The following is a 23,892-nucleotide window of genomic DNA, read 5'->3' on the forward strand; positions in this document are numbered from 1 at the left end:
ACCAATTCACCGAATTAATTAAATTGATATTGAGATATGAAAAAGCTGCTGTTTTTATTTGTTTTAGGATTAATCGTTTCTTGTAAAAATGAACCTAAACTTGCCGAAAATAAGATAAAAGATGATGTTGCATTTTTAGCAGATGATAAATTAGAAGGGCGCCAAACAGGAACACAAGGCGAAGTTTTAGCGTCGGAATACATTGTAAAACGATTTGAAGCCATGGGAATTGAGCCGAAAGGCACAGAAGGGTTTTTACAGTCCTTTTCGTTTAAACCAAAAACGGATCCTCATAAGGAAGTTGAATTCACGACCAACGCAGACAGCACTATTACAGGCCACAATGTTATTGGGTTTATAGATAATAATGCCAAAACAACCATCGTTATTGGCGCACATTACGACCATTTAGGCTTTGGTGGCGAAGGGTCGTTATATCGTGAAAAAGATAAAGCTATTCATAATGGTGCAGATGATAATGCTAGTGGAGTTGCTGTGATGTTAAATTTAGCAAGCCGCTTAAAAGTGAAAAATGAGCAATCTGAAACTAAAGACAGAAACAACTATTTGTTTATGGCATTTTCGGGAGAAGAAATGGGTTTATTAGGATCTAATTATTTTTCTAAAAACCCAACGATTGAAGCGGAATCTATCAATTATATGATTAATATGGATATGGTTGGCCGTATGAAACCAGATAGCACTTTGGCAGTTTATGGTACAGGAACGTCGCCAATGTTTAAACAAACGATAAAAGCGAATAATGATAAATTCAAAATTGTTGAAAATGAAAGTGGAGTAGGACCAAGCGATCACACGTCGTTTTACTTAATTGATATACCTGTGTTACATTTTTTTACAGGTCAGCATGAAGATTATCATAAACCAGGTGATGATTCAGACAAGTTGAATTACGAGGGTATGAATTTGATTTCAGATTACATCTTCGATATCATTACGGATTTAGATGATAATGGTGAATTAGCTTTCAGAAAAACTAAAAACGAAAGCGAGGAAGCGCCTCGTTTTAAAGTAGGCTTAGGAGTGGTACCAGATTATTTATATGACGGAAAAGGCATGCGAATAGATGGCACAAGAGAAGATACTCCAGCTTTTAATGCAGGCATACAAAAAGGTGATGTAGTGCTTAAATTAGGAGATAGTACCATCACAGACATGATGAGTTATATGCGAGCACTGTCTGTTTTTGACAATGGAGATGAAGCAGATATTACCGTGAAACGTGGTGAGGAAATGATAGAGACTAAGGTGAAGTTTTGACTTTGACGTCGCTCAGCCACTAGAAACTTACTTATCTCACATTAATTTGCTTAGACCTCACAGGTTTATAACCTACGCTAAAGCTTCGGCTAGTAAAGGAAACCTGTGAGGTCTAGCTAACGAACCATGACATTAACAAAGCAACAAATCATCACTAAAATACACCTCATCATTTCAGTATGTATTGTAGTGCCTGTGTCTTTTGTTTACGGTTTCAACCCAAGTTCTGAGTTTGATATTCATTTAAATACGGTTGATGAACATAATTTCTTCAAAGCGATTATGGGTTTGTATTTGGGCTTTTCAATAGTATGGATCCTAGGCATTTTTAAACCCAATTATTTAAAGTTGGCTTTGGTCACTAATATCATTTTTATGCTAGGCTTAGGGTTTGGACGTGTGCTTAGTTGGTTTATAGATGGCACACCAACGTTTGGTTATCAATTTGGAACGGTTGCAGAATTATTTTTAGGATTTTATGGGCTTTGGGTAGTGACTACTTTTTATAAAACTACTCCAAACCCTTAGACTTAGCAATGACCCTTAAAACAATACAAACCTTAAATTATTGAGGTTTATTAGGTTCATTGTATATTTGCAGCCAAATTAATATAAGTACCACATTTATGTTTAGAAAATCAATTGCTGTAGTGTCTTTGTTTTTAGTATTCAGTTCGTGCTGGAAAAACAAAAGTCCAGAAGATTTAATTCGATTAAAAGATAAGTTTAAATCTCAAGTATCTACGTTCGAGAACAAAAAAGAAGGTGCTAATAAAAAGGTATCTCAGGGTTTAGAATCTTTGAGTGCACTAAAATCTGCATTAGAAGATGCTAAAAATGAAGATAAGGAATTTGCAAAAGTTTATGGCGATTGGGAAAAAGTTGATAAGCGCGTTAACAATTTAAACAAGGAATACGAGGATTTAAAAACTAAAGCGTCGAATTTATTTACAGCTATGGAAACTCAAACCAATAGCTTAAGTGATGATAAAAGCAGAAACACCTTATTAAAAGCCATAACTAAGGCAAAAACGAAATATAACATCACATTAGCAAACACCTCGGAAGCTATAGGTAAACTTAGGCTATTACATAAAGATGCCGTTGAAGTCGTTAAAGCGTTAGAAGTTGCTGCTGCACTTAATTCATTTGACTCTATAAACGGACAAATGAAAAGTATTGAAGATCGTGTTGAAGGTATTATGCAAGAATTAAACATTGCAGTTGTTGAAAGCAAGAAGCTTTACGAGAAAAAAATAACAGAGTTAGGAGACGATTAATGGTTAAAATAGGCGACATAGAATTACCAGATTTTCCATTGTTGTTAGCACCTATGGAAGACGTAAGCGATCCACCATTTAGGGCATTGTGCAAAGAACAAGGCGCAGACGTAGTTTACACAGAATTTGTATCTAGTGAAGGCTTAATTCGTAATGCAGCAAAAAGCGTTATGAAATTAGATATTTACGAAAAAGAGCGACCAGTTGGTATTCAAATTTTTGGAGCCAATATGGAAAGCATGCTGCAGACCATCGATATTGTTGAAAAATCTAATCCTGATATAATTGACATCAATTTTGGTTGTCCTGTTAAAAAGGTAGTTTCAAAAGGAGCAGGAGCAGGTATTCTAAAAGATATCTGTTTAATGGAGCAACTGACTGCCGAAATGGTTAAACGCACCAATTTACCAGTAACAGTGAAAACCAGGTTGGGTTGGGACGATAGTTCTATTAGAATTGTTGAGGTTGCAGAGCGCTTGCAAGATGTAGGCTGTAAAGCCATTTCCATACATGGCAGAACTAGAGCTCAAATGTATAAAGGTGATGCTGATTGGAAACCTATTGCAGCCGTAAAGAATAACCCACGAATGCACATTCCTGTATTTGGAAACGGAGACGTTACAACACCAGAACGTGCCGCAGAAATGCGAGATCGTTATGGTTTAGATGGAGCGATGATAGGTCGCGCAAGCATTGGAAACCCATGGTTTTTTAAACAAGTAAAACACTTTTTTGAAACAGGAGAGCATTTAGCACCAATTTCTTTAGCCGAACGTGTGGATGCTGCTAGACGTCATTTACAAATGGCAATTGATTGGAAAGGTGAAGTGTTAGGTGTTTTTGAAACCAGAAGACATTATACCAACTACTTTAAAGGCATTCCACACTTTAAGGAATACCGAATGAAAATGGTAACAAGTGACGATTCTAAAGACGTTTTCGCTGCTTTTGATGCCGTTTTGGAGGCATTTCCGGATTATCAGTTTTCATAAAAAAAAGCACCAAAAAACTAAAACCCAAATTCCAAAAAGGGAATTCTTTTAATAGTTTGATCTTTCATTTTTTTCTTTACAATAGCTTGAAGGTGTACAGCATAGGTACAAAGTCACAAATTTGTGATCAGAGACAAGTGTAAATTCGTGAAATTAGTGTCTTATTTTTCACATTGAATCCGTGTCAAAATAATCTTTATCAACGGAATCTAACTCTGTATTAACCCACGAGTAATCCGCTGCGACGCAATTTTAGAAGCCACAATTCCTAAGGCAAAAATAGTAATCAAAACAACAAGCACATTAAAAAAGTTAATTCTAACCGGATAAGCTAAATCTGGTGTTAACATTACCAATTCAAACGTCTGTTGTAAAAACACAATTAGTAAGCCAAGTGTAACTCCAATCAATCCGCTTACTACGGTCATTAAACTACCTTGTAAAAAGAAAATAGATTTAATGGTTTGGGTCTCTGTTCCTAAATTGAATAAGGTGTTTAATGATTTCTTTTTGTCTAAAATCATCATGATAATAGCACCAATAACATTGAATAATGCAATAATTATCACTAAGGTGAAAATAAGGTAAATGGCAAGATTTTCGGTATTCAACATTTTGAATAACGCATCATTTAGTTCTGCTCTATTTTTTATGTTGAATTTATTTCCGAAGGAGCTTTTGAGTTGCGATCTAACATCGTCTTCATTTAAACCAGGCTTCAACTTAAGTTCAAGAGCACTCAATTGGTCGTCTTTATAACTTAATAATTGTCTTGCTAATTCAATATCCGAAAAAACGTAGTTGTTGTTCAATTCTTCATTGATCTCAAATAGACCAACGTTATTAACATAAACCGAATTATAGTAGCCCTTTAAAGAACTTGCTTGACCTTTTCCAACTTTGGGAACATAAAGCGAAAGTGGTTTTAGATAATCGAGCACACCAAAGGACAGATTATTAGAGATTCCCCAACCTGACACTACTTCGTTACTGTTGGGAGTAATCCAACTCCCTTTAGTTACCATAGTATCTATGTTGGTAACATTTAAATAAGCCTTATCTACACCTTTAAGTGTGGCAATGAGGTTTTTATTTTCGGATTTAATAATAATGCGTTCTTCAATTATTTCAGAATAGGAAGCAATTCCTTCTATTTTTAAAAATGTGGCTTTTTCAGAATCAGACCACAAAAAAGATTTCCCTTTGGTTGGTGTTAATTTTAAATCAGGATCTACAAAAGAGGAAAATTGAAGACTAAAATCTTTGAGACCTGCAAAAACAGAAAGCACAATAAATAGTGCTGATGAAGCGATAATGACTCCTCCAGAAGCAATCCATGTCATTATATTAATAGCATTATTACTGCTTTTAGAAAACAGATAACGTTTTGCTATGTAAAATGGGAAATTCAATTAATGCTTTTTGCGCTTGCCTAATAAATCTGGATTTTCGATTGGGTTATCCTCACCTTTTAAGGAACGTTCAATACCATCAATATATTCTAAAGAGTCGTCAATAAAAAACTCTAATTGTGGCATGCGTCTTAGTTGGTGACGTGTGCGTTGCGCCAATTCGTGCCTTATCAAAGGTTTGTTAGACTTTATGCCTTCTAATAAAGGTTTCGCTTCTTTATTCGGAAAAATACTAAGATATACTTTAGCCACAGACAAATCTGTAGTAACATTTACTTTGCTAACTGAGATAATAACACCTCGCAAACCACCATCAGAGGCTGCTTTTTGTAAAACCTCTGCTAAGTCTTGTTGGAGTATGCCTCCTATTTTTTTTTGTCTTTGTGTAAATTCTTCCATAATGATTATGATAACTAATCGGTGACAAAAGTAGAGGATATTTAAGGATTATCTTATTTTTGATAGTAGAAAATAAGTAATGGTGTAATTGGGTTGAAGGTTTTGAGTATTTATAACTGTTTTTAAAGAACAAAAAGATTTCCTTTTTTAGGGGAATGAAACAAAGGGTTTCAGATAATGAGATGCTGAAATAAATTCAGGATAAAATGAAAAAAATAGAACATATTGGCATTGCGGTAAAAGATATTGAAAACTCTAATCATCTTTTTAAAGCTTTATTTGGAGAAGCACATTACAAAATTGAAGATGTAGAGAGTGAAGGTGTTAAAACATCATTTTTTCAATGTGGGCCGAATAAAATTGAATTGCTTCAGGCAACCAGCGAAGAGAGTCCAATAGCCAAATTTATAGATAAAAAAGGAGAGGGAGTGCACCACATTGCATTTGCCGTTAATGATATTGAACAAGAAATAGAACGCCTCACCAAAGAAGGCTTTACGATGATTCATAAAGCACCCAAAAAAGGCGCTGATAATAAGTTGATTGCCTTTTTGCATCCTAAATCTACTAATGGTGTTTTAATAGAGCTATGCCAAGAGATAAAGGAATAAAAATGCTTTGAGAGTTTTAAAATATGTAGTAATATTGCACTCGCTTTAGTAATAAAGTGATTGACACTAGTCAATGGTCCTATAGCTCAGTTGGTTAGAGCACCTGACTCATAATCAGGTGGTCCATGGTTCGAGTCCATGTGGGACCACAAAATTTATAAAAACCTTTCGAGAAATCGCGAGGTTTTTTTGTTTGTATAGAATTACGCTTTCTGTAACAATTTCGTTTCGGCAACGACAAATTCGTAAATCACATCTTTTTGAATCTAATAAAAACGTCCATAACTCCAGAAGACTTAGAAGCCTTAAAAAAGGCAAAATTTACCATGCATAATTTAGGTTGGGCAATTCGTAATGTCAATAAAATCGGCAATACGGTCGAAACAGGAACTAAATACGTACCAGAAAAAGTATTGCTTAAAATACAAAGCATTACACAAACAGTTTTGTTGAACATTATTAAAGCCAATTTATTAACGATTCAAAAGAATAAAACATTTAAAAAGCCCTCAAAGAATACCTACAAAAGTATCGTAACCAGTACAGGTGCTTTAAGTGGTTTTTTTGGATCTACAACAGGTTTCGGAACTGCAATTTTTGCATCAGAAGTTACCTTAACCACTAAATTTTTAATGCGCACTATTATGGATATTGCACGTAGTGAAGGTGAAGATATTTATATCTTGGAAGGCCAAATGGCTTGTTTAGAGGTTTTTGCATTTGGTGGTGGGTCTGAAAATGATGACGGTATGGAAACGAGTTATTACTCAACACGCATTGGTTTAAATTCGGCTTTAAATCAGATGTCTGCAACTGGCATAAAAATGAGTCTTGATAGTTTAGTGAAAGGAGCATCTGCCTTAGGTACTACAGCTGTTGGAAATTTTATTTCTACCATAGCTACACGACTTAGCCTTTTGATCAGCGAAAAGTTTTTAGCGCAAGCAGTTCCCGTTGTTGGAGCTATTGGAGGTGGAAGTTTAAATTACGTATTTGTAGATCATTTTCAAAACATGGCAACAGCACATTTTACCATGAGGCGCTTAGAACGAAAGTATGGCTCATCTCAAATAAAGTTAGCATATGACACAATAATAAGTTTGAATGAATGATAATGAAGAGCCTTTTCTTCAGAATTGATATCTGCAATTGATAGTATGATTTTATTAATAGTTACAAATTAAGCCTTATCAATTTACTTCAAAAGCCATAACCCGTTGAGGTAAAATATGACTACTTTAGAGGTAATATAGCACATATAGACAAACTAAAAAACTAGACAAAGTCCAAAGAAGCCCATACAAAGCCACTACGAGATACAGTCTCTTGGGTAATAAAGTTTATTTTTGTGTTAAATTACTGACAACAAGTGATTTGAGTTTTTTATCTGACAATTTATACTTTTGAACTTATAGCAGAATCTTTCTAGCGTGTTTTACCCGACTTTTAGTGTGATTGGGCTAAAAAAGGAACAATAGCCAGTGATGTATGCGATTTGTAGTGTCCCTTTAGCTCATAATCATCTACAGATTCCTTAAATTTGATAACAACCTCATGGAAGTATTGCTATATACTTATTTGAGTTATGGGATTAATTTTTGGATCATTTTTATTTCGACTTGCAATTCTCTATTTGTAGGGTTTCATATCTTAATTATTTGTTTTGGCGTTAATTATCGTACAGCTAATTTCAAAGTACTATAGCATCTATAAATTCTTTCCTGAAAGTTGAAACACAAACGAACTACGAACTTCGTTAAACGACTTCTTTTCAAATAATACCATATTAACTCATTATAAGTAAGAGTTAAAAGGGTATTGAGATTAAAAGTCACTGCTCACGCAAATTTTAAAAAATAAAATTAGGAAAATGCTCAATAACAAATCGGTATTAATAACAGGAGGTACAGGTTCTTTAGGAAAAGCTCTTATCGCCAATATTTTAGAAAAGTGGCCAGATGTCAAACGCTTGGTTGTTTTTTCAAGAGATGAACAAAAACAGTATCAAATGGCGCAAGATTTTCCTGTGTCGAAATATCCTCAAATGCGCTATTTTATTGGAGATGTTAGGGATAGAGAACGGTTAGTCCGAGCTTTTTCTGGTATCGATTATGTGATCCATGCAGCTGCGATGAAGCACGTACATATCGCAGAGTACAATCCAGATGAATGTGTAAAAACCAATGTAGGTGGTGCTGAAAATGTGATTCAAGCCGCATTGCAAACAAAAGTTCAGCATGTTGTAGCATTGTCTACAGATAAAGCATGTGCACCAATTAATCTTTATGGTGCTACGAAATTAACATCAGATAAATTGTTTGTTGCAGCTAACAACATTAGAGGTCAGCACAACATTAAATTTTCAGTGGTACGTTATGGAAATGTAATGGGTTCTAATGGTTCCGTTATTCCTTTTTTCTTAAAAAACAGAGCAGAAGGTGTGTTGCCTATAACGGTAAAAGAAATGACTCGATTTAATATTTCGCTGCAAGGTGGAGTAGATATGGTTTTACATGCTCTAAAGACAGCTTGGGGAGGAGAGGTTTTTATTCCTAAAATTCCATCTTATAAAATTATGGATGTGGCTCAGGCCATTGGCCCAAACTGCGAGCACAAAGTGATTGGAATCAGACCAGGTGAGAAGATTCACGAGGAAATGATTACCTCATCAGATGCTTTTTTCACTTACGATATTGGTGAGTATTTTGTGATTTTACCGCAGACTCCAATGTGGAATATCGATGACTTCACAACAGAATTTAAAGCCAAATTAGTACCACAAGGATTTGCCTATAATTCTGGCACTAATACTGAATGGGAAACTGTAGATTCTCTAAGAGCATTAATAAAAGAACATGTGGATCCTAATTTTGAAGCATAACTTATGAAAGCAATACCATACGGAAGGCAACATATGACCCAAGAAGACATTGACATTGTTGTAGAGACTTTAAAGTCAGATTATTTAACACAAGGTCCAAAAATAGCGGAGTTCGAAACTGATTTTGCACAATACGTCGGCAGTACATATGCCGTTGCATTAGCCAATGGAACAGCTGCTTTACATCTTTGTGCTATGGCTTTAGGTTTAAAAGCGAGTGAAAAAGTGATAACGACACCAATTACGTTTGCTGCCTCAGCAAATTGTATTCGCTATTGTGGTGGAGAGGTGGTGTTTTCAGATATTGACCCAGAGACCTATCTTTTAGATATCAATAAAGTAAGAGCCTTATTAGAAAGTGCTCCAAAAGGAACTTACAAGGGTATTATTCCTGTAGATTTTGCTGGTAGAGCCAATGATTTAGAAGCTTTTAGAGCTTTGGCAGACGAATTTGATCTTTGGATTATTGAAGATTCTTGCCATTCTCCTGGCGGATTTTTCAAAAATAGTAAAGGTGAAACACAAAACTGTGGTAATGGAAATTACGCGGATTTAGCTATATTTTCATTTCATCCTGTAAAGCATATAGCATCTGGCGAAGGCGGTATGATTACCACTAACGATAAAGCGCTTTATGAGAAATTATTACAATTAAGAACGCACGGTATTGTAAAAAATAACGATGCTTACACAAATTCTATTGAATTTGCTGGAGGTATAGAAGATTATCCTGGTTGGTATATGGAGATGCAAAATCTGGGTTACAATTACCGTATTACAGATTTTCAAGCAGCTTTAGGTGCTAGTCAGTTAAAAAGAGCAAATGATGGTCTTCAAAAACGAAGACAGATTGCATCCGTATATAAAAATGCCTTTTTAGAGCAACCTTTTATAAAAGGACAATCTGGAGTTATTGAAGGGCATGCCTACCACTTGTATGTTATAGAAGTTGAAGACCGCTTAGGTTTATACAACCACCTTAGAAGTAAAAACATTTACGCACAAATTCATTACATCCCTTGTCATTTAATGCCATATTATAGGGAGTTTGGGTGGAAAGAAGGTGATTTTCCAAATGCCGAAAATTATTATAAACACTGTATTAGCTTGCCAATGTTTCCTACATTAACAGAAGCGGAACAAGCGTTAGTTATCAAAGAAATTAAAACCTTTTACAGTGAAAAATATTGATTTAGAATCAGAGCGGTTAATATTTAAAAGGGTGTCAGCAGAACATGCGACACCTACTTATGTCAATTGGATCAATGATGCTGAAGTCAATACGTATTTAGAAACAAGAGGAAATTACACTTTAGAATTGCTTAAATCTTATATAAAGGATCAAAATAATAAGGAAACCTATTTTTGGGCCATTCATCTAAAAGCCTCAAAAAAACATATTGGAAACATAAAAATAGATCCAATAAACTTAGAAAGCAAGACAGGTGACTATGGGATTTTAATAGGCGATAAAACGAATTGGGGAAAAGGTTATGCAAAGGAAGCTACACTAAGAATATTAGAGTATTCTTTTAAGAATATCAAACTATTAAAAGTAAAATTAGGTGTTATTGAAGATAACGTAAATGCTTTTAAGCTTTATAAGAATATAGGATTTAAAATAGAAGAAGTAAAAAAGGATCATGGTGTTTATAACAATAAACTAAGTAATTCAATAAGGATGTCATTACATGTCAAAGACTTTAAACAATAAATTAATATTAGGAACCGTACAAATGGGTTTAGCTTATGGTATTAATAATACTATTGGCAAAGTATCTATGGAAGATAGTCATAACATTTTAGGCTATGCTTTTGATAACGGTATTCGTATTTTAGATTCTGCTGAAGCGTACGGAAATGCTCATGACGTTATAGGCTCGTTTCATAAAAATAATCCTAAAAAATCGTTTGAAGTTATTACCAAATTACCACATCAATTTGACTTAGATATTAATGATAAAGTCAACACTTACTTAACAGAATTGCAGGTTGGTCAATTGCATGCTTTACTGTTTCATAGCTTTGGAAGCTATGAAGCAAACAGCCATAATTTCAGTGTACTAACCAATTTAAAAGCTAGTGGTAAAATTAAGCATATTGGTGTTTCTGTTTACACAAATGATGAGATTGAAGAGGTACTTTTAAATGATGAAGTTGATATCATTCAACTACCATTTAACCTTTTTGATAATTCTAATTTACGTGGAGACATTCTCGAAAAAGCAAAAGCAAAAGGCAAAATAATCCACACAAGATCCGCTCTTTTACAAGGTTTGTTCTTTAAGGATGTTGATTCTGAAAATAATACAGTTCAAAGTTTAAAAAAGGAACTGGTACAGTTATCCACTATTTCAAAAAGTAGTAAAACGTCAATTGTACAATTAGCATTAAACTATTGCTTACAGCAAAACACTATTGATAATGTGCTTATTGGTGTCGATTCTTTACAACAATTGGTAGCTAACGTTGAAGTACTAAATCATTCTATTAAAGACGAAATGATTCAAGACATCAACAAAATTAAGGTCGCAGATATTAATTTATTAAACCCTTCGCTATGGAATTGAAAACAATTATAGTTACCCAGGCAAGGATCGGTAGTACCAGATTACCAGGTAAAGTTTTGAAAGAAGTTAATGGTAAAACATTACTTCAAATACATTTAGAACGCTTAAAAAAGTGTACAAAAGCCAATAAAATTTGTGTAGCAACAACAGTCAATAAAGAAGATGCTGTAATTTACAACAACGCTAAAAAATGGGGTTTAGGTGCGTTTAGAGGTTCCGAATTAAACGTTTTAGACCGTTTTTATCAAGCTGTAAAAAACGACAAACCAGATTGGATTGTAAGAGTAACGTCCGATTGTCCATTACTAGATCCAATACTGGTCGATGACATAATCACGTATGCTCAAAACCATGACTATGATTATGTGTCGAATGGATTAATAGAACATTTTCCCGATGGGCAAGATGTTGAAGTGTTTAAATTTTCAGCATTAGAATTGGCATGGAAAAATGCAAAATTGGTGTCGGAATTAGAACACGTTACACCTTACATCATTAATAACAGTGATGTGAGAGGCGGTCATCTCTTCAAGGGAAAAAACTATCCATGCGAAAAAGATTATTCAAACATTCGCATGACGGTTGATGAGTCAGAAGATTTTGAATTAATGGAATTTCTAATTCAAAAATTAGGAACAGAAAAAACATGGCAAGACTATACTACTTATATGATTGAAAATGATTTAACTAAAATAAACGGTCAAATTATTAGAAACGAAGGATTATTAAAGTCATTAAAAAAAGATACAAATGGGTAAAGGGCAAGACTTATATGTAAAAGCAAAAACACTCATTCCTGGAGGAACGATGTTGTTATCTAAGCGACCAGAAATGTTTTTACCAGAACATTGGCCGTCATATTTTTCTAAATCTAAAGGCTGTAAAGTTTGGGATTTAGACGGAAGAGAATTAACCGACATGTCCATAATGGGTATTGGTACCAATACGCTTGGTTACGGACACGATGAGGTAGATGCTGCTGTTATGGAAACGGTAAAAAAGGGAAACATGAGCACTTTGAATTGCCCTGAAGAAGTCTATCTGGCAGAAAAGTTAGTAGAAATGAACCCTTGGGCAGATATGGTGCGTTTTGCACGTACAGGAGGTGAAGCCAACTCAATTGCGATTAGAATTGCACGAGCTGCATCTGGAAAAGATAATGTGGCTATTTGTGGCTATCATGGTTGGCACGATTGGTATTTATCTGCAAACCATAATGGAGGAGACGATTTATCCTCTCATTTAATTCCTGGCTTAAGTCCAAAAGGCGTACCAAAAAACTTAAAAAATTCAGTGTTTCCTTTTCATTATAACAATTATGAAGAGCTTGTAGATATTGTTGAAAATAACAATATCGGTGTGATTAAAATGGAGGTGATGCGAAACTTCGGTCCAGAGAATAACTTTTTAGAGAAAGTTAGAGCCTTGGCCACGAGCAAAAATATTGTACTGATTTTCGATGAGTGTTCTTCAGGATTCAGAGAAACTTTTGGTGGTATTTACCAAAAATTCAATGTAAATCCAGATATGATAATGATGGGTAAAACCATAGGCAACGGTTATGCCTTAACCACTGTTATAGGCACAAAAGCGGTGATGGAAGCTGCTCAAAACACCTTTATCAGTAGTACATTTTGGACGGAACGTATTGGCCCAACAGCGGCACTTGCCACTTTAAAAGTCATGGAACGTGTAGAGTCTTGGAAAACAATTACGGCTATAGGAGCTAAAATGCAAGATGGCTGGAAAAAACTAGCTGAAAATCACAATTTAGACATTACTGTGTCTGGGATTTCAGCAATGACTACTTATGGTTTTAATAGTGAGAATGCAGCGGCTTATAAAACCTTAATAACACAACAAATGCTTAAAAAAGGCTTTTTAGCAAGTACGCATTTTTATGCCTGTATAGAACATAAGGAAGCGCATTTAGAATCCTATTTTAATGCTTTAGATGAGGTATATACGGCAATAGCAAAGTGCGAATCTGATACTTTAAATATAAACGATTTGCTTGATGGACCAGTGTGCCATTCAGGTTTTAAGAGATTAAATTAATTACACAAATGACAGCTTATAACGTTTTAAATAATCAAGTTTTTTCTCGCGATACGTTCTCTATAGTTCCTATTCGTTATGAAGATCGTATGGCTATTTTAAAATGGCGAAATGAGCAAATTTACCATCTCAGACAACCAAAACCACTTACAGAAAAAGATCAAGATGTTTATTTCGATACTGTTGTAAACAAATTGTTTGAACAAGAAAAACCAAGTCAGTTATTGTTTTCATATATGGAAAACGATGTATGTATTGGCTATGGAGGTTTGGTACATATCAATTGGATAGATAAAAATGCTGAGATTTCATTTATAATGAATACCGAATTAGAACAAGCGCATTTCGCAAAACATTGGACGCTCTTTTTAGAGCTCACAGAGCAAGTGGCATTTAAAGAATTGAATTTTCATAAACTGTGCACTTACGCGTTTGATTTAAGACCACACCTTTATGAAATTATTGAAAATGCAGGATATGTAAAAGAAGGCAGGTTAAAAGAACAATGTCTTTTCAATGGAGCATACAAAGATGTATTAATACACGGAAAACTTAATAAAACGCATACCGTATTATAAACATAATGAAGAACACAATCATCATAACAGGAGCAAATAGAGGTTTAGGTGAAGCATTCGTTGATGTTTTAATTAAGGATGATACTTGCTTTATCATATCTCTATCACGAAGTCTAAGTGAGAACCAAAAAGCATACAGTTCAAAACGTTTTCATTTTTTAGAAATGGATTTATCACAAGATAATGTAAGTCTTAAACTCGAAGCTTTAAAAGGTTTAATTACTGATGAATCAGTCTATTTTATCAATAACGCTAGCATTATAGAACCTGTTGTTAGCATTGAGAATTTGGATGAAAGTGCCATGGATAAAACGCTTGCTGTTAATGTGAAATCAACCATGGTAATTACAAATTATCTATTAAAAAATTATAATACAAATTCATTAACGTTTGTAAATATAAGTTCGGGAGCGGCAAAACGTGCTATTAGTAACTGGTCCTTGTATTGTGCATCGAAAGCGTTTGTTGAAATGTTTTTTAATGTGGCCGAAAGTGAATATCAACAACATCGATTTTTTAATATAAATCCTGGAGTAATGGACACAGGTATGCAAAAAAGTTTACGACAGAGTGATTTTCCAGATGTTGAAAATTTTAAAGATTTACAAAAAGAAAACCAATTAAAACAACCTATTGATGTTGCAAAAGACATTTTAGAAACAATTAAAATAAACGGATGAAAATAGCAGTCATATCTGATATTCATGGCAATTATGATGCTTTGGTCGAAGTCTTAAAACAGGCGAAGATTGAAGGTGTGGAGCAGTTGCTAGTACTCGGAGATATCGTGGGCTATTATTACCATCCTGACAAAATCTTGAAGGCACTTTCTGAATGGCATTGCCATTTTATAAAAGGAAACCACGAATACATTTTAGAAGATATAATGGCTAATCCTGAAATTGCTGAGTCTATTCGATTAAAGTATGGCAGTGGTCATCAAGAAGCTATCAATAAGTTGTCTCAAAAACAGCTCGATTTTTTAAAGGATTTACCTGAAACAAAATCAGTTCAATTAAATAAGGTTTCAATAGTAATGTCTCACGGCAGTCCATGGTCTAATGATTTTTATATCTATCCAGATTGTGATCAAGACATTATTAACAAGTGTGATTCAACAACACACGATTTTGTGTTGATAGGCCATTCGCATTATGCGTTTGCCATTAAAAACAAGAATAGTGTGCTTATAAATCCAGGTTCCGTTGGGCAATCCAGACAAACAGGAGGAAAAGCATCTTGGTGCATAATTAATACTGAAAACCGATGTTTTCAGATGCTTTCAACAGATTACAATGTTGAAAACTTATTAAATGAAATTGCTCAAAAAGATAGAGACATCACGTATTTAACCAAAGTTTTAACAAGAGAAACTAATCAGTCATGAATAAAGCGTTGAACATACTCGTTACAGGTTGCGGAGGAGATATAGGACAAAGCCTTGGTAAGATATTACTAAAATCACCCTATGTTAAAAATTTGTACGGCATCGATATTTCCGATAAAAATGCAGCACAGTTCATTTACCCTAATTTTTCAGTGGGTTTACGTGTAGATGATGCAGCGCATTTAAACGAATTAAAGACATTTATAAAGGACCATAACATTGACATCGTTATACCAATCGCAGAACCTGAATTACGCTATTTTTCTGAAAATAATATTCAAGAAAAAATTGGTAATGCAAAATTAATAACGGCTTCTTCACAAGTTTTAGAAATCGGTTTTGATAAATATAAAACAGCTGAATTTTTAAGAATAGAAGGTTTTCCTTTTCCAAAAACGACTTTGGCAAAGGCTATAGAAACGATAGAAGTATTTCCTATCATTTTAAAATCTAAAACAGGATCTGGAAGCAAGGACATCTATAAAATTAATACGATGGATGAGTTTTTCTTTTATACCAGAACTAATATTGAGGATTATGTTGTACAAGAATATGTCACAGATAAACATGGAGAATTTACTTGTGGACTCTATAGAAGTAGTAAAGGCGAAATAAGATCTCAAATTTTTAAAAGAGAACTTCACGGAGGTTATAGTGGTTATGGAGAAGTAGTGGAACATGAAATTATCACAGCATTGATAGAAAAGTTAGCAGTGAAACTCAATTTAGTTGGAAGTGTTAATGTACAACTCAGATTAAAAGATAACACTCCTAAAATTTTCGAAATTAACCCAAGGTTTTCAAGTACCGTGTTGTACCGACACCTTTTTGGTTTTGAAGATTTAATATGGTCAATAGAAGATGCATTGGGATTAGAATTATCAGATAACAGACAAAACGTTATTGGCAAAAAATTCTACAAAGGCTATGAAGAATACACAAAATAAGCAGGAATAAGACACACATGAAAATAGAAAACTATACAATTGATAAAAATTCACCAGTATTCATTATTGCAGAATTGTCTGCCAATCATAATGGGAGTATTGCTACGGCGATTGAAACAGTGAGAGCTGCAAAACGTGCAGGTGCCAATTGTATTAAACTACAAACATTTACAGCAGACACCATCACCTTAGATTCTAAAAACGAAGATTTTAAAATTACACAAGGCACACTTTGGGATGGCCAATATTTGCACGATTTATATAAAACAACGCATTTACCTTGGGAGTGGCACAAAGAGATTATGGAGGTGGCCAAGCAAGAAGGTTTAATTTGTTTTTCTTCACCTTTTGACCCGACTTCAGTAGAGTTTTTAGAAACTTTAAATGTACCTGCTTACAAAATAGCATCCTTTGAAATCACAGATATTCCACTAATAGAATTAATCGCTTCTAAAGGAAAACCAGTGATAATTTCTACAGGTATTGCACAAGAAGAAGATATAGAATTAGCTCTAGAAGCTTGCAAAAGAATGGGTAATACGGATATTGCTTTATTAAAATGTACATCGAGCTATCCGGCTCCAATCGACGAAGCTAATATGTGTATGGTTAAAGATTTGGCAGAGCGCTATGGAGTTATTAGTGGATTATCAGACCATACTATGGGAAGCACAGTACCAGTAGTTGCAACGGTAATGGGTGCAAAAATCATTGAAAAACATTTTATTCTAGATCATGCTGTTGGTGGTGCAGATGCTTCATTTTCAATGGATGAAGAAGAATTTACAGCGATGGTAAAAGCTGTGAGAGAAGCAGAAAGTGCTATTGGTATTGTGGATTATACCTTAACCGAAAAGCAACGTAAAAGCAGAGATTTTAGTCGCTCTTTATATGTAGTTGAAGATATAAAAGCAGGAGAATTATTAACCGAAAAGAATGTGCGTTCCGTAAGACCAGGATTTGGAATGCACCCAAAACATTACAAAGCTATTTTAAATAAAAAAGTAAATACTAATCTCGAAAAAGGAACTGCATTGCAGATGTCGTTTATTAAAAATAACGACTAAAACAAGAAATGAATCAACTAAAGGAACTCTTAATTAAGTACAAAGTATTGGTCAGCAACTTCTCCTATTTGGCGGTTTTGCAGATGATAACATTACTTGTGCCTATAGTTACATTGCCGCATTTGTTTGGTGTTCTCGGTGACACAACTTGGGGAGTTGTAGTGTATGCGCAAGCTGTGGTTCTTTATTTGGGTATTTTGGTCAGTTTTGGGTTTAATATTTCAGCAACTAAAGATATCAGTGTTCATAGAGATAATCCTTCAAAAATATCAGAGATTGTAAGCAGTGTCTTTATTTTAAAAGGTCTGCTGTTTATAGTATCACTTTTTATTATTACAATTTTAATCTATACCATACCGTTTTTTAGTGATTACAAATTGTTGTATTTCTTGAGTATGTGGTTTTGCTTGTATGAGTTTATTTTTCCGATTTGGTATTTTCAAGGTTTAGAAAAAATGAAGTACATCACGCTGATTAATCTTGGCAGTCGATTAATCTTTTTGGTTTTAATCTTTGTGCTTATCCGACAACAATCAGATTATATTTTAGTACCTGTTATCAATGGCATTGGAGCTCTTTTTTCGGGATTAATATCCATGATGATTATCTTCAAAAAAGACAAAGTGAAATTTTTTATTCCTAGTGTATCAACACTTAAATTCTATTTCAAAGAGAGCTCTCCAATATTTCTTTCTAACCTGTCGCAACTGTATGTTAAGATGAATAAGATTATCATTGGTCCATTTATTGGTGTTGAAGCTGTTGCCTATTACGATGTCGCTGAAAAAATTACGAGTTTAATGAAAGTCCCAATAGGGCTCATTAGTCAGACGGTTTTTCCAAAAATTGTGAAAGAAAAAAGTTTGAGTTTTATTCAAAAAATTTTCAAACTCAATCTTGCCATACAAGCAGTACTGCTTTTAATCGTTATTCCAACGGCTCCTTACATTGTTAAATTTATTAGCGGTAAAGATATTCCGATGGCAGCAACGGCTTTGGTTATTTTATCATTTACTGTGATTCCTGTAGTTATAAATAATACATATGCGGTTCAAACCTTACTAGCGTTTGACCTTAAAACGTATTTCACTCGTGCTATTGTCGGTTCAGGTATTGTTTATGGCATTTTTATTCTAATCATGTACCTTTTTGATATTTGGTATTTATATGGCATTTGTGTCGCTGTTTTGGTTTCTGAGTTAGCCACTTCTGTGTTGTCGTATTACTACGTTAAAAAAAATGTGTATTCCCAAATTAAACCGATATCATGAAGAAAGTGGATTTAGTATTTGCGCCAAGATTGTCATCTCCAAATGGAGACAGCAGAGTGGTGCGTGCGTTTTTAGACAGTGACGCTTATTTTAAAAGTCAATCCATTGATCTTTCTGTAATCAGTTCAGATTTGTTTCATGAAAAAGATGTGGATCTCAGTAAAAAATCATCCAAGAAAAGTTTAAAGATTTTTCTAAAAAAGCTGATTCCATATTCAAGCTATTTCACCGTAAAATATTTAAAATCAGCAGAGAAAAAGAAAGAAGCTATTGTGGATTATTATTTGTCAACACAAGCAGATGCAGATGTACTTTTCTTTCATGAGTTATCAACTTGTTATCACTATTTACAAAAACGAAAAAACACAAAAGCAAAAGTGGTGCTTGTGATGCATTCTAATGGAGACAGTTTTAAAATGCTACATATTTATTATCCAAAATTAGCAAAAACAGCTTATTACAAATATTTAGTTGAGGTTGAAAAAGAAGTCATTGCTAGCATAGATCGCTTAGGTTTTGTTGCTAAAAATGCGATGGAACGTTTTGGTCGTCTTAATTTAGATTATGATCAAAACAAGTTATTCTATGTTTATAATGGTATCGGAAATACGCCAGATATTAAACCAGCAGATCAGCATAACGTTTTACCTGCCAAATACACTTTTTATTGTGCTGGTTCTATAACAAAGCGCAAGGGACAAGAACTTATTATAAGAGCGTTTAATCGTTTATCGAAGGAAGAACAACTACAGTTTAACATCACATTTTTAGGAGATGGAGCTGAAAAAGCCAGATTAGAAAATTTAGTAAAGAATAATAATCTAGATACGCAGATATTTTTTGAAGGCTTTGTAAACGATGTTACAAGTTATTTAATGCAATCTAACGGATTTATGCTTACAAGCCATGACGAAGGTTTGCCTGTAGCCATTATTGAAGCATTACGAATGGGATTATCAATTATTTCAACCAATGTTGGTGGCATTCCAGAAATGGTAGAAAACGAATATAATGGCTTTTTAATTGAGCCAAATGAAGAAGCCGTGTATCAAGTATTTAAAAATTTAAGTCAATATAATTTAGATGAGATGGGTAAAAACTCATTAAAAATGTACGAGAAAAAATTTACCCAAGACGCAATGTTTCGCAATTACGCGAACTTATTTTCAAGTCTTAATTAACGAAAATTGATGAAAGAACTAATTAAAAAAATCATCATATCAAGTAAGCCCATAAATCTATTTTATGTGTGGGTGTTACGCTTGCTAAATGGTAAATCTAAGGATGAGTTTTTAAGACGACGTCAACTTTCAATTTTCGATTATAAAAGTGTCATAGCAGAGTTGCCTTTGTACCCAACAGACCTTGTTATTGATAATAATTTTTATGGCTTAAGCTATTGGTTACAAAAATATATGAGGAAAAATTTAGCGCTTAATGCATACATAGAACACGGTTTAGTTTTAGGCTCTTTGGTGAAACAAGACGCTATTAAATGGAACACAGCCAACATTATTACCTTAAGTGCAACGCGAGAAAACTACATTAACAACGTCACTTCTAAACCTGTTTTAAAAATAGGGCCTTATATCAATTATGCAGACGATTTATTATCTGCGGATGATTTTAAAAAGGTGAAACAAAGCCTAGGAAAAACACTTATCATATTTCCGTCACACTCTATAAAGAATATTGAAACCGCTTTTAACAATGATGAATTAATTAATGATATAGAATCTAAAAAGCAAGATTTTGATACTGTACTGGTTTGCCTTTATTGGAGAGATGCGCTAAACGAAGACCTTGTAGCATCATACGTAAATAAAGGGTATCGTATAGTGTCCGCAGGCCATGTGCACGATATTAATTTTTTATCGCGCTTAAAATCAATAATTAAGTTGTCTGATTATGCGATTTCAAATAGCGCAGGAACGCATATTGGATACATCACATTTTTAGGAAAGCCACAGATGATAATTGGTCAAACTATAGATTATAACATTAATAAAAATGATAACCGAGCATTTGATCAAAGAAACAATAAGGACAATGATACGATGAACGCTGAAACAGAAGAAATTTTAAAAGTATTTAGCACAGATACTGCGACCATAACAGATAAACAAATGGAAGTAGTTACCAAATATTGGGGACTAGATGAATTAAAAAGTCCACAACAAATTGAAGATTTTATAACCCGTTAAACATGAAGATTTTATAGGTGAGCTTTACATTTATTGCATATAATTTAGCATTACTATTTGGTGTTTTTTTCGCAGCTATGAGCGAGAGAATAAAATCAAATAGTAACCACATTTTAATTGTGGCATCATTTCTTGTGGTGTTTCTTTTTGTGGGCTTAAGGCATTATGTAGGCAATGACTACGAAGCGTATACATATCTTTTTAGCACCATCAGAAACGGTGTAGATACACGCTTAGAATATGGTTTTTATCTCCTAAATGAATTGTTCTCAGGCTATAGTGATGGTTATAAATACGTTATGCTTGTTTCTAGCTTTATTGTGTTTTCCTTTTTGTTTATAACCTTTATTAGAGAAAAGGTTTTGGCATTAGGCATCTTCTTTGTGTTTGCTTTTGAGCTTATCTTTCTCATCAATGACCAAGTAAGGCAAGGAATTGCTATTGCAGTTTTCTTATACGCTATTCAATTTATAGAGAAGCGTGAAATTTACAAGTATGCTTTTGTAATGATTACTGCAGGAGTACTCTTTCATTATTCCGCCTTAATAATGTTGCCAGTTTATTTTATGTACAGAAAACCATTACCATCCTGGCTTTGGTGTGCAGCGATTATAGTGAGTTTCTTGTTTTATTCTAGAGGACTTTTTCAAAACATATTAGGTAACCTAATTTCTATTATTCCTTTTTATGGCGAACGTTTTGGTGGCGATTCAAAACACGTTGTTGCTATTGAAAAATTGGGAAGCGGTTTGGCTGTTATGTTTTGGGTTGTTTTCGGACTCTACACAGCGATTAACCAGAGTAAAATTAATAGACCATTATTAACAAATATTTACCTCTTCGGTACGGTTTTCTTTTTAATCACTTTAGATTTTCACATCATTACAAGAGTGGCATTTTACTTGGTTTATCTCAAAGTTTTAGTGCTTCCTATTTACATAAAAAATGAAACAAACTTAACCTTAAAGCTTGGTGTTTTAGCAGCTGCTTTATTGTTTTTTGAACTTGAAATCTTTCTGGAGCTAGGCACGCATGGTGGTTACCCTTATCAAACCATATTTAATTAAAGACCAATGCATATGAGCCCAGTGATTAGTGTAATAATGACCACCTATAACGAGGATAAAGATAATTTTATCAAGTGCATAGATAGTGTTTTAAACCAAACCTATAAAGCGTTTGAGTTAATCTTAGTTTTTGAACCTGGAGATGTCAATTTAGAGTTCATCACAACACATACATCTAAAGATGATCGGGTTAAAATTATAGCGAATAAAGAAAAAATGGGGTTTGTAAAATCTTTAAATATAGGAATTTCATACGCCACTGGTAAGTACATGGCAAGAATTGACAGTGACGATTTTTGCGAGCTCAGTAGGTTTGAAAAACAAGTAAAATATTTAGAAGCGCACCCAAATATAGATGTGCTAGGGACTAACCTTACTTTAATAGACAAGTATAATAATGTCATTTCAAAACGAAAATATAAAACGGATCATAAAGGGATTAAAAAGTCATTTTTGTTTACCACAGGTGTGGCGCATCCCTCTATAATGTTAAGAATGGAAGTCTTGCAAAAATTTGGAGCTTACAATGAAGAATTCACCTGTTCTGAAGATTTAGAACTCTGGCTAAGATTAATAAGAAACAAATGTCTCTTTGCAAATATAGATGAACATTTAGTGAATTATAGAGTACTAGATATTGAAGAATCGCGAAACGAACTGCATTGGAAATTTAATTTTAAAGCAAGATTTAAACACGTACCATATTTATGGAATCCTATCTATGCAAGTGTCAGTATTATGGCATTTAAAGTGTTTTCCATGCTTTCAGTACAAACAAGATCACAATTAGCTGGTAGTAAACTATTAAGTGGTTTAAAAGGGAAAAAGGAAATAAAAATTGAAACAAATAATTAGAAAGTGAAATGAGCAAGTTTAAGTTATTATCAAAGAAATTATTGATAGTGAATACCATGCTTATTGAAAAATAATAAATAAAAACAAATGAAATCAATATTAGTAACTGGTGGAGCCGGTTTTATAGGAAGTCACCTTTGTGATGCCCTAATTAATGATAATAAAATTACGGTTATTGATAATTTGTCATTAGGCCGAATGAATAATATTGAACATCTCTTACACCATAAAAACTTTAAGTTTATAAAAGAAGATTTATTGTCAGATTATCTCGATGTTATTTTCACCGAAGGAAACTTTGATATCGTTATTCACTTAGCTGCAAATTCAGATATCGCAGTAAGCCATGACAATCCAAATGTGGATAAAGACCATACGTTTATGACAACGTACAAGGTTTTAGAGATGATGAAAAAACACAAAACCAAAGAGATTATATTTTCATCAACGTCTGCAATTTATGGAGATACAGCAGATGTTTTACACGAAGGTTATGGGCCATTAAAACCAGTATCGCATTACGGAGCTGGTAAATTAGCGAGTGAAGCTTTTATATCGTCATTTGTTGAAAATTATGGTATTAAAGCTTGGATTGTCAGATTTCCAAACGTGGTAGGAGAACGCGCAACACATGGTGTCATTTTCGATTTTATTAAAAAGCTCAATAAAAACAACAAGGAACTCGAAGTTTTAGGAGATGGAGAACAGTACAAGCCTTATTTATATGTGAAAGATCTTGTTGAAGCGATTCTATTTGTTTGGCATAACACTTCAGATAATATCAATATTTACAACCTTGGAGTGAATTCCAGAACCAAAGTAAAAGATATCGCTGCGCTTGTTATAGAAGAAATGAAACTAGAGGCAAGTATTCGTTATACAGGCGGAAATAGAGGCTGGATTGGCGACGTACCAGAATTTAATTACGATCTCACTAAAATAAACACGTTGGGATGGAAAGCCGCAACAACATCAAACGAAGCTGTAAGAAAGGCGATTCAATACATTCTAACCCTAGATTTTAAATAGACC

Annotated in this window: 25 protein-coding genes and 1 tRNA gene; 24 read left to right on the forward strand and 2 right to left on the reverse strand. The window is 33.8% G+C overall.

Annotated elements, in window-relative coordinates:
* Positions 1-36 precede the first annotated feature (36 nt).
* The 4 genes from AB8B52_RS02825 (at position 37) to dusB (ending at position 3,553) form a co-directional block, all read left to right on the forward strand.
* On the forward strand, positions 37-1,281 hold the full coding sequence (locus AB8B52_RS02825) for a M28 family peptidase (RefSeq protein ID WP_406025032.1): 1,245 nt from the start codon (positions 37-39) through the stop codon (positions 1,279-1,281).
* 126 nt (positions 1,282-1,407) lie between these two features.
* Positions 1,408-1,809 carry a DUF4345 domain-containing protein gene (locus AB8B52_RS02830; protein WP_406025034.1) on the forward strand — a complete coding sequence of 134 codons (402 nt, stop codon included), beginning with the start codon at positions 1,408-1,410 and terminating at the stop codon, positions 1,807-1,809.
* A gap of 98 nt (positions 1,810-1,907) precedes the next feature.
* Positions 1,908-2,561, forward strand: a complete 654-nt coding sequence (locus AB8B52_RS02835; RefSeq protein ID WP_406025036.1) for a hypothetical protein — start codon at positions 1,908-1,910, stop codon at positions 2,559-2,561.
* Positions 2,561-3,553, forward strand: coding sequence for a tRNA dihydrouridine synthase DusB (dusB, locus tag AB8B52_RS02840; protein ID WP_406025038.1), 993 nt, complete (start codon positions 2,561-2,563; stop codon positions 3,551-3,553). The genes AB8B52_RS02835 and dusB overlap by 1 nt, the downstream gene beginning before the upstream one ends.
* Positions 3,554-3,762: 209 nt before the next feature.
* Here dusB and AB8B52_RS02845 read toward each other — a convergent pair whose 3' ends face one another.
* Positions 3,763-4,965, reverse strand: coding sequence for an ABC transporter permease (locus tag AB8B52_RS02845; RefSeq protein WP_406025040.1), 1,203 nt, complete (start codon positions 4,963-4,965; stop codon positions 3,763-3,765).
* Complete coding sequence (gene rbfA, locus AB8B52_RS02850) at positions 4,966-5,364, reverse strand: 30S ribosome-binding factor RbfA (RefSeq protein WP_406025042.1); 399 nt, start codon at positions 5,362-5,364, stop codon at positions 4,966-4,968. It abuts the gene before it with no gap.
* A gap of 206 nt (positions 5,365-5,570) precedes the next feature.
* Here rbfA and mce point away from each other — a divergent pair, with 206 nt between their 5' ends.
* The 20 genes from mce (at position 5,571) to AB8B52_RS02950 (ending at position 23,889) form a co-directional block, all read left to right on the forward strand.
* Positions 5,571-5,975: a methylmalonyl-CoA epimerase gene (gene mce, locus AB8B52_RS02855; RefSeq protein WP_406025044.1), complete on the forward strand. Its 405-nt coding sequence runs from the start codon at positions 5,571-5,573 to the stop codon at positions 5,973-5,975.
* A 75-nt stretch (positions 5,976-6,050) separates the two neighbouring features.
* Positions 6,051-6,124 (forward strand) — tRNA-Ile (locus tag AB8B52_RS02860).
* A 111-nt stretch (positions 6,125-6,235) separates the two neighbouring features.
* Positions 6,236-7,087, forward strand: coding sequence for an EcsC family protein (locus AB8B52_RS02865; protein WP_406025046.1), 852 nt, complete (start codon positions 6,236-6,238; stop codon positions 7,085-7,087).
* A 758-nt stretch (positions 7,088-7,845) separates the two neighbouring features.
* Positions 7,846-8,856 carry a UDP-N-acetylglucosamine 4,6-dehydratase (inverting) gene (pseB, locus tag AB8B52_RS02870; RefSeq protein ID WP_406025048.1) on the forward strand — a complete coding sequence of 337 codons (1,011 nt, stop codon included), beginning with the start codon at positions 7,846-7,848 and terminating at the stop codon, positions 8,854-8,856.
* Positions 8,857-8,859: 3 nt separating this feature from the next.
* Entirely contained in the window at positions 8,860-10,047 is a 1,188-nt protein-coding gene (pseC, locus tag AB8B52_RS02875; protein ID WP_406025050.1) for a UDP-4-amino-4,6-dideoxy-N-acetyl-beta-L-altrosamine transaminase, read from the forward strand.
* Positions 10,034-10,570 (forward strand): GNAT family N-acetyltransferase, encoded by a 537-nt coding sequence (locus AB8B52_RS02880; RefSeq protein WP_406025052.1) that lies wholly within the window; start codon positions 10,034-10,036, stop codon positions 10,568-10,570. Before pseC ends, AB8B52_RS02880 begins: the two co-directional genes overlap by 14 nt.
* Positions 10,548-11,426 (forward strand): aldo/keto reductase, encoded by an 879-nt coding sequence (locus tag AB8B52_RS02885; RefSeq protein WP_406025054.1) that lies wholly within the window; start codon positions 10,548-10,550, stop codon positions 11,424-11,426. The genes AB8B52_RS02880 and AB8B52_RS02885 overlap by 23 nt, the downstream gene beginning before the upstream one ends.
* Positions 11,417-12,184: a cytidylyltransferase domain-containing protein gene (locus AB8B52_RS02890; protein WP_406025056.1), complete on the forward strand. Its 768-nt coding sequence runs from the start codon at positions 11,417-11,419 to the stop codon at positions 12,182-12,184. The genes AB8B52_RS02885 and AB8B52_RS02890 overlap by 10 nt, the downstream gene beginning before the upstream one ends.
* A complete protein-coding gene (locus tag AB8B52_RS02895; protein WP_406025058.1) occupies positions 12,177-13,484 on the forward strand; it encodes an aminotransferase class III-fold pyridoxal phosphate-dependent enzyme in 1,308 nt (435 codons plus the stop codon). The genes AB8B52_RS02890 and AB8B52_RS02895 overlap by 8 nt, the downstream gene beginning before the upstream one ends.
* A gap of 8 nt (positions 13,485-13,492) precedes the next feature.
* Positions 13,493-14,062, forward strand: coding sequence for a GNAT family N-acetyltransferase (locus AB8B52_RS02900; RefSeq protein ID WP_406025060.1), 570 nt, complete (start codon positions 13,493-13,495; stop codon positions 14,060-14,062).
* Positions 14,063-14,067: 5 nt separating this feature from the next.
* Positions 14,068-14,742 carry an SDR family NAD(P)-dependent oxidoreductase gene (locus AB8B52_RS02905; protein WP_406025062.1) on the forward strand — a complete coding sequence of 225 codons (675 nt, stop codon included), beginning with the start codon at positions 14,068-14,070 and terminating at the stop codon, positions 14,740-14,742.
* Complete coding sequence (locus AB8B52_RS02910; protein WP_406025064.1) at positions 14,739-15,449, forward strand: metallophosphoesterase family protein; 711 nt, start codon at positions 14,739-14,741, stop codon at positions 15,447-15,449. The genes AB8B52_RS02905 and AB8B52_RS02910 overlap by 4 nt, the downstream gene beginning before the upstream one ends.
* On the forward strand, positions 15,446-16,396 hold the full coding sequence (locus AB8B52_RS02915; protein ID WP_406025066.1) for an ATP-grasp domain-containing protein: 951 nt from the start codon (positions 15,446-15,448) through the stop codon (positions 16,394-16,396). The genes AB8B52_RS02910 and AB8B52_RS02915 overlap by 4 nt, the downstream gene beginning before the upstream one ends.
* 17 nt (positions 16,397-16,413) lie before the next feature.
* Entirely contained in the window at positions 16,414-17,463 is a 1,050-nt protein-coding gene (gene pseI / locus AB8B52_RS02920) for a pseudaminic acid synthase (protein ID WP_406025068.1), read from the forward strand.
* Positions 17,464-17,471: 8 nt separating this feature from the next.
* Positions 17,472-18,734 carry an oligosaccharide flippase family protein gene (locus AB8B52_RS02925; RefSeq protein WP_406025071.1) on the forward strand — a complete coding sequence of 421 codons (1,263 nt, stop codon included), beginning with the start codon at positions 17,472-17,474 and terminating at the stop codon, positions 18,732-18,734.
* Entirely contained in the window at positions 18,731-19,915 is a 1,185-nt protein-coding gene (locus tag AB8B52_RS02930) for a glycosyltransferase family 4 protein (RefSeq protein WP_406025073.1), read from the forward strand. Before AB8B52_RS02925 ends, AB8B52_RS02930 begins: the two co-directional genes overlap by 4 nt.
* A 9-nt stretch (positions 19,916-19,924) precedes the next feature.
* Positions 19,925-20,938: a hypothetical protein gene (locus AB8B52_RS02935; protein ID WP_406025075.1), complete on the forward strand. Its 1,014-nt coding sequence runs from the start codon at positions 19,925-19,927 to the stop codon at positions 20,936-20,938.
* A gap of 77 nt (positions 20,939-21,015) precedes the next feature.
* On the forward strand, positions 21,016-22,005 hold the full coding sequence (locus tag AB8B52_RS02940) for an EpsG family protein (RefSeq protein WP_406025077.1): 990 nt from the start codon (positions 21,016-21,018) through the stop codon (positions 22,003-22,005).
* A gap of 12 nt (positions 22,006-22,017) precedes the next feature.
* Positions 22,018-22,860, forward strand: coding sequence for a glycosyltransferase (locus tag AB8B52_RS02945; protein WP_406025079.1), 843 nt, complete (start codon positions 22,018-22,020; stop codon positions 22,858-22,860).
* An 87-nt stretch (positions 22,861-22,947) separates the two neighbouring features.
* A complete protein-coding gene (locus tag AB8B52_RS02950) occupies positions 22,948-23,889 on the forward strand; it encodes an NAD-dependent epimerase/dehydratase family protein (protein ID WP_406025081.1) in 942 nt (313 codons plus the stop codon).
* Positions 23,890-23,892 lie beyond the last annotated feature (3 nt).

This window comes from Winogradskyella sp., assembly GCF_045105575.1.
In the GTDB taxonomy this organism is placed as follows: domain Bacteria; phylum Bacteroidota; class Bacteroidia; order Flavobacteriales; family Flavobacteriaceae; genus Winogradskyella.

Bases quoted from the DNA above. Each gene is read 5' to 3' on its own strand.
- AB8B52_RS02825 (WP_406025032.1), top strand. From the start codon at position 37: ATGAAAAAGCTGCTGTTTTTATTTGTTTTAGGATTAATCGTTTCTTGT.
- AB8B52_RS02830 (WP_406025034.1), top strand. From the start codon at position 1,408: ATGACATTAACAAAGCAACAAATCATCACTAAAATACACCTCATCATT.
- AB8B52_RS02835 (WP_406025036.1), top strand. From the start codon at position 1,908: ATGTTTAGAAAATCAATTGCTGTAGTGTCTTTGTTTTTAGTATTCAGT.
- dusB (WP_406025038.1), top strand. From the start codon at position 2,561: ATGGTTAAAATAGGCGACATAGAATTACCAGATTTTCCATTGTTGTTA.
- rbfA (WP_406025042.1), bottom strand. From the start codon at position 5,364: ATGGAAGAATTTACACAAAGACAAAAAAAAATAGGAGGCATACTCCAA.
- mce (WP_406025044.1), top strand. From the start codon at position 5,571: ATGAAAAAAATAGAACATATTGGCATTGCGGTAAAAGATATTGAAAAC.
- pseB (WP_406025048.1), top strand. From the start codon at position 7,846: ATGCTCAATAACAAATCGGTATTAATAACAGGAGGTACAGGTTCTTTA.
- pseC (WP_406025050.1), top strand. From the start codon at position 8,860: ATGAAAGCAATACCATACGGAAGGCAACATATGACCCAAGAAGACATT.
- AB8B52_RS02885 (WP_406025054.1), top strand. From the start codon at position 10,548: ATGTCAAAGACTTTAAACAATAAATTAATATTAGGAACCGTACAAATG.
- AB8B52_RS02890 (WP_406025056.1), top strand. From the start codon at position 11,417: ATGGAATTGAAAACAATTATAGTTACCCAGGCAAGGATCGGTAGTACC.
- AB8B52_RS02895 (WP_406025058.1), top strand. From the start codon at position 12,177: ATGGGTAAAGGGCAAGACTTATATGTAAAAGCAAAAACACTCATTCCT.
- AB8B52_RS02900 (WP_406025060.1), top strand. From the start codon at position 13,493: ATGACAGCTTATAACGTTTTAAATAATCAAGTTTTTTCTCGCGATACG.
- AB8B52_RS02905 (WP_406025062.1), top strand. From the start codon at position 14,068: ATGAAGAACACAATCATCATAACAGGAGCAAATAGAGGTTTAGGTGAA.
- AB8B52_RS02910 (WP_406025064.1), top strand. From the start codon at position 14,739: ATGAAAATAGCAGTCATATCTGATATTCATGGCAATTATGATGCTTTG.
- AB8B52_RS02915 (WP_406025066.1), top strand. From the start codon at position 15,446: ATGAATAAAGCGTTGAACATACTCGTTACAGGTTGCGGAGGAGATATA.
- pseI (WP_406025068.1), top strand. From the start codon at position 16,414: ATGAAAATAGAAAACTATACAATTGATAAAAATTCACCAGTATTCATT.
- AB8B52_RS02925 (WP_406025071.1), top strand. From the start codon at position 17,472: ATGAATCAACTAAAGGAACTCTTAATTAAGTACAAAGTATTGGTCAGC.
- AB8B52_RS02930 (WP_406025073.1), top strand. From the start codon at position 18,731: ATGAAGAAAGTGGATTTAGTATTTGCGCCAAGATTGTCATCTCCAAAT.
- AB8B52_RS02935 (WP_406025075.1), top strand. From the start codon at position 19,925: ATGAAAGAACTAATTAAAAAAATCATCATATCAAGTAAGCCCATAAAT.
- AB8B52_RS02940 (WP_406025077.1), top strand. From the start codon at position 21,016: ATGAGCGAGAGAATAAAATCAAATAGTAACCACATTTTAATTGTGGCA.
- AB8B52_RS02945 (WP_406025079.1), top strand. From the start codon at position 22,018: ATGAGCCCAGTGATTAGTGTAATAATGACCACCTATAACGAGGATAAA.
- AB8B52_RS02950 (WP_406025081.1), top strand. From the start codon at position 22,948: ATGAAATCAATATTAGTAACTGGTGGAGCCGGTTTTATAGGAAGTCAC.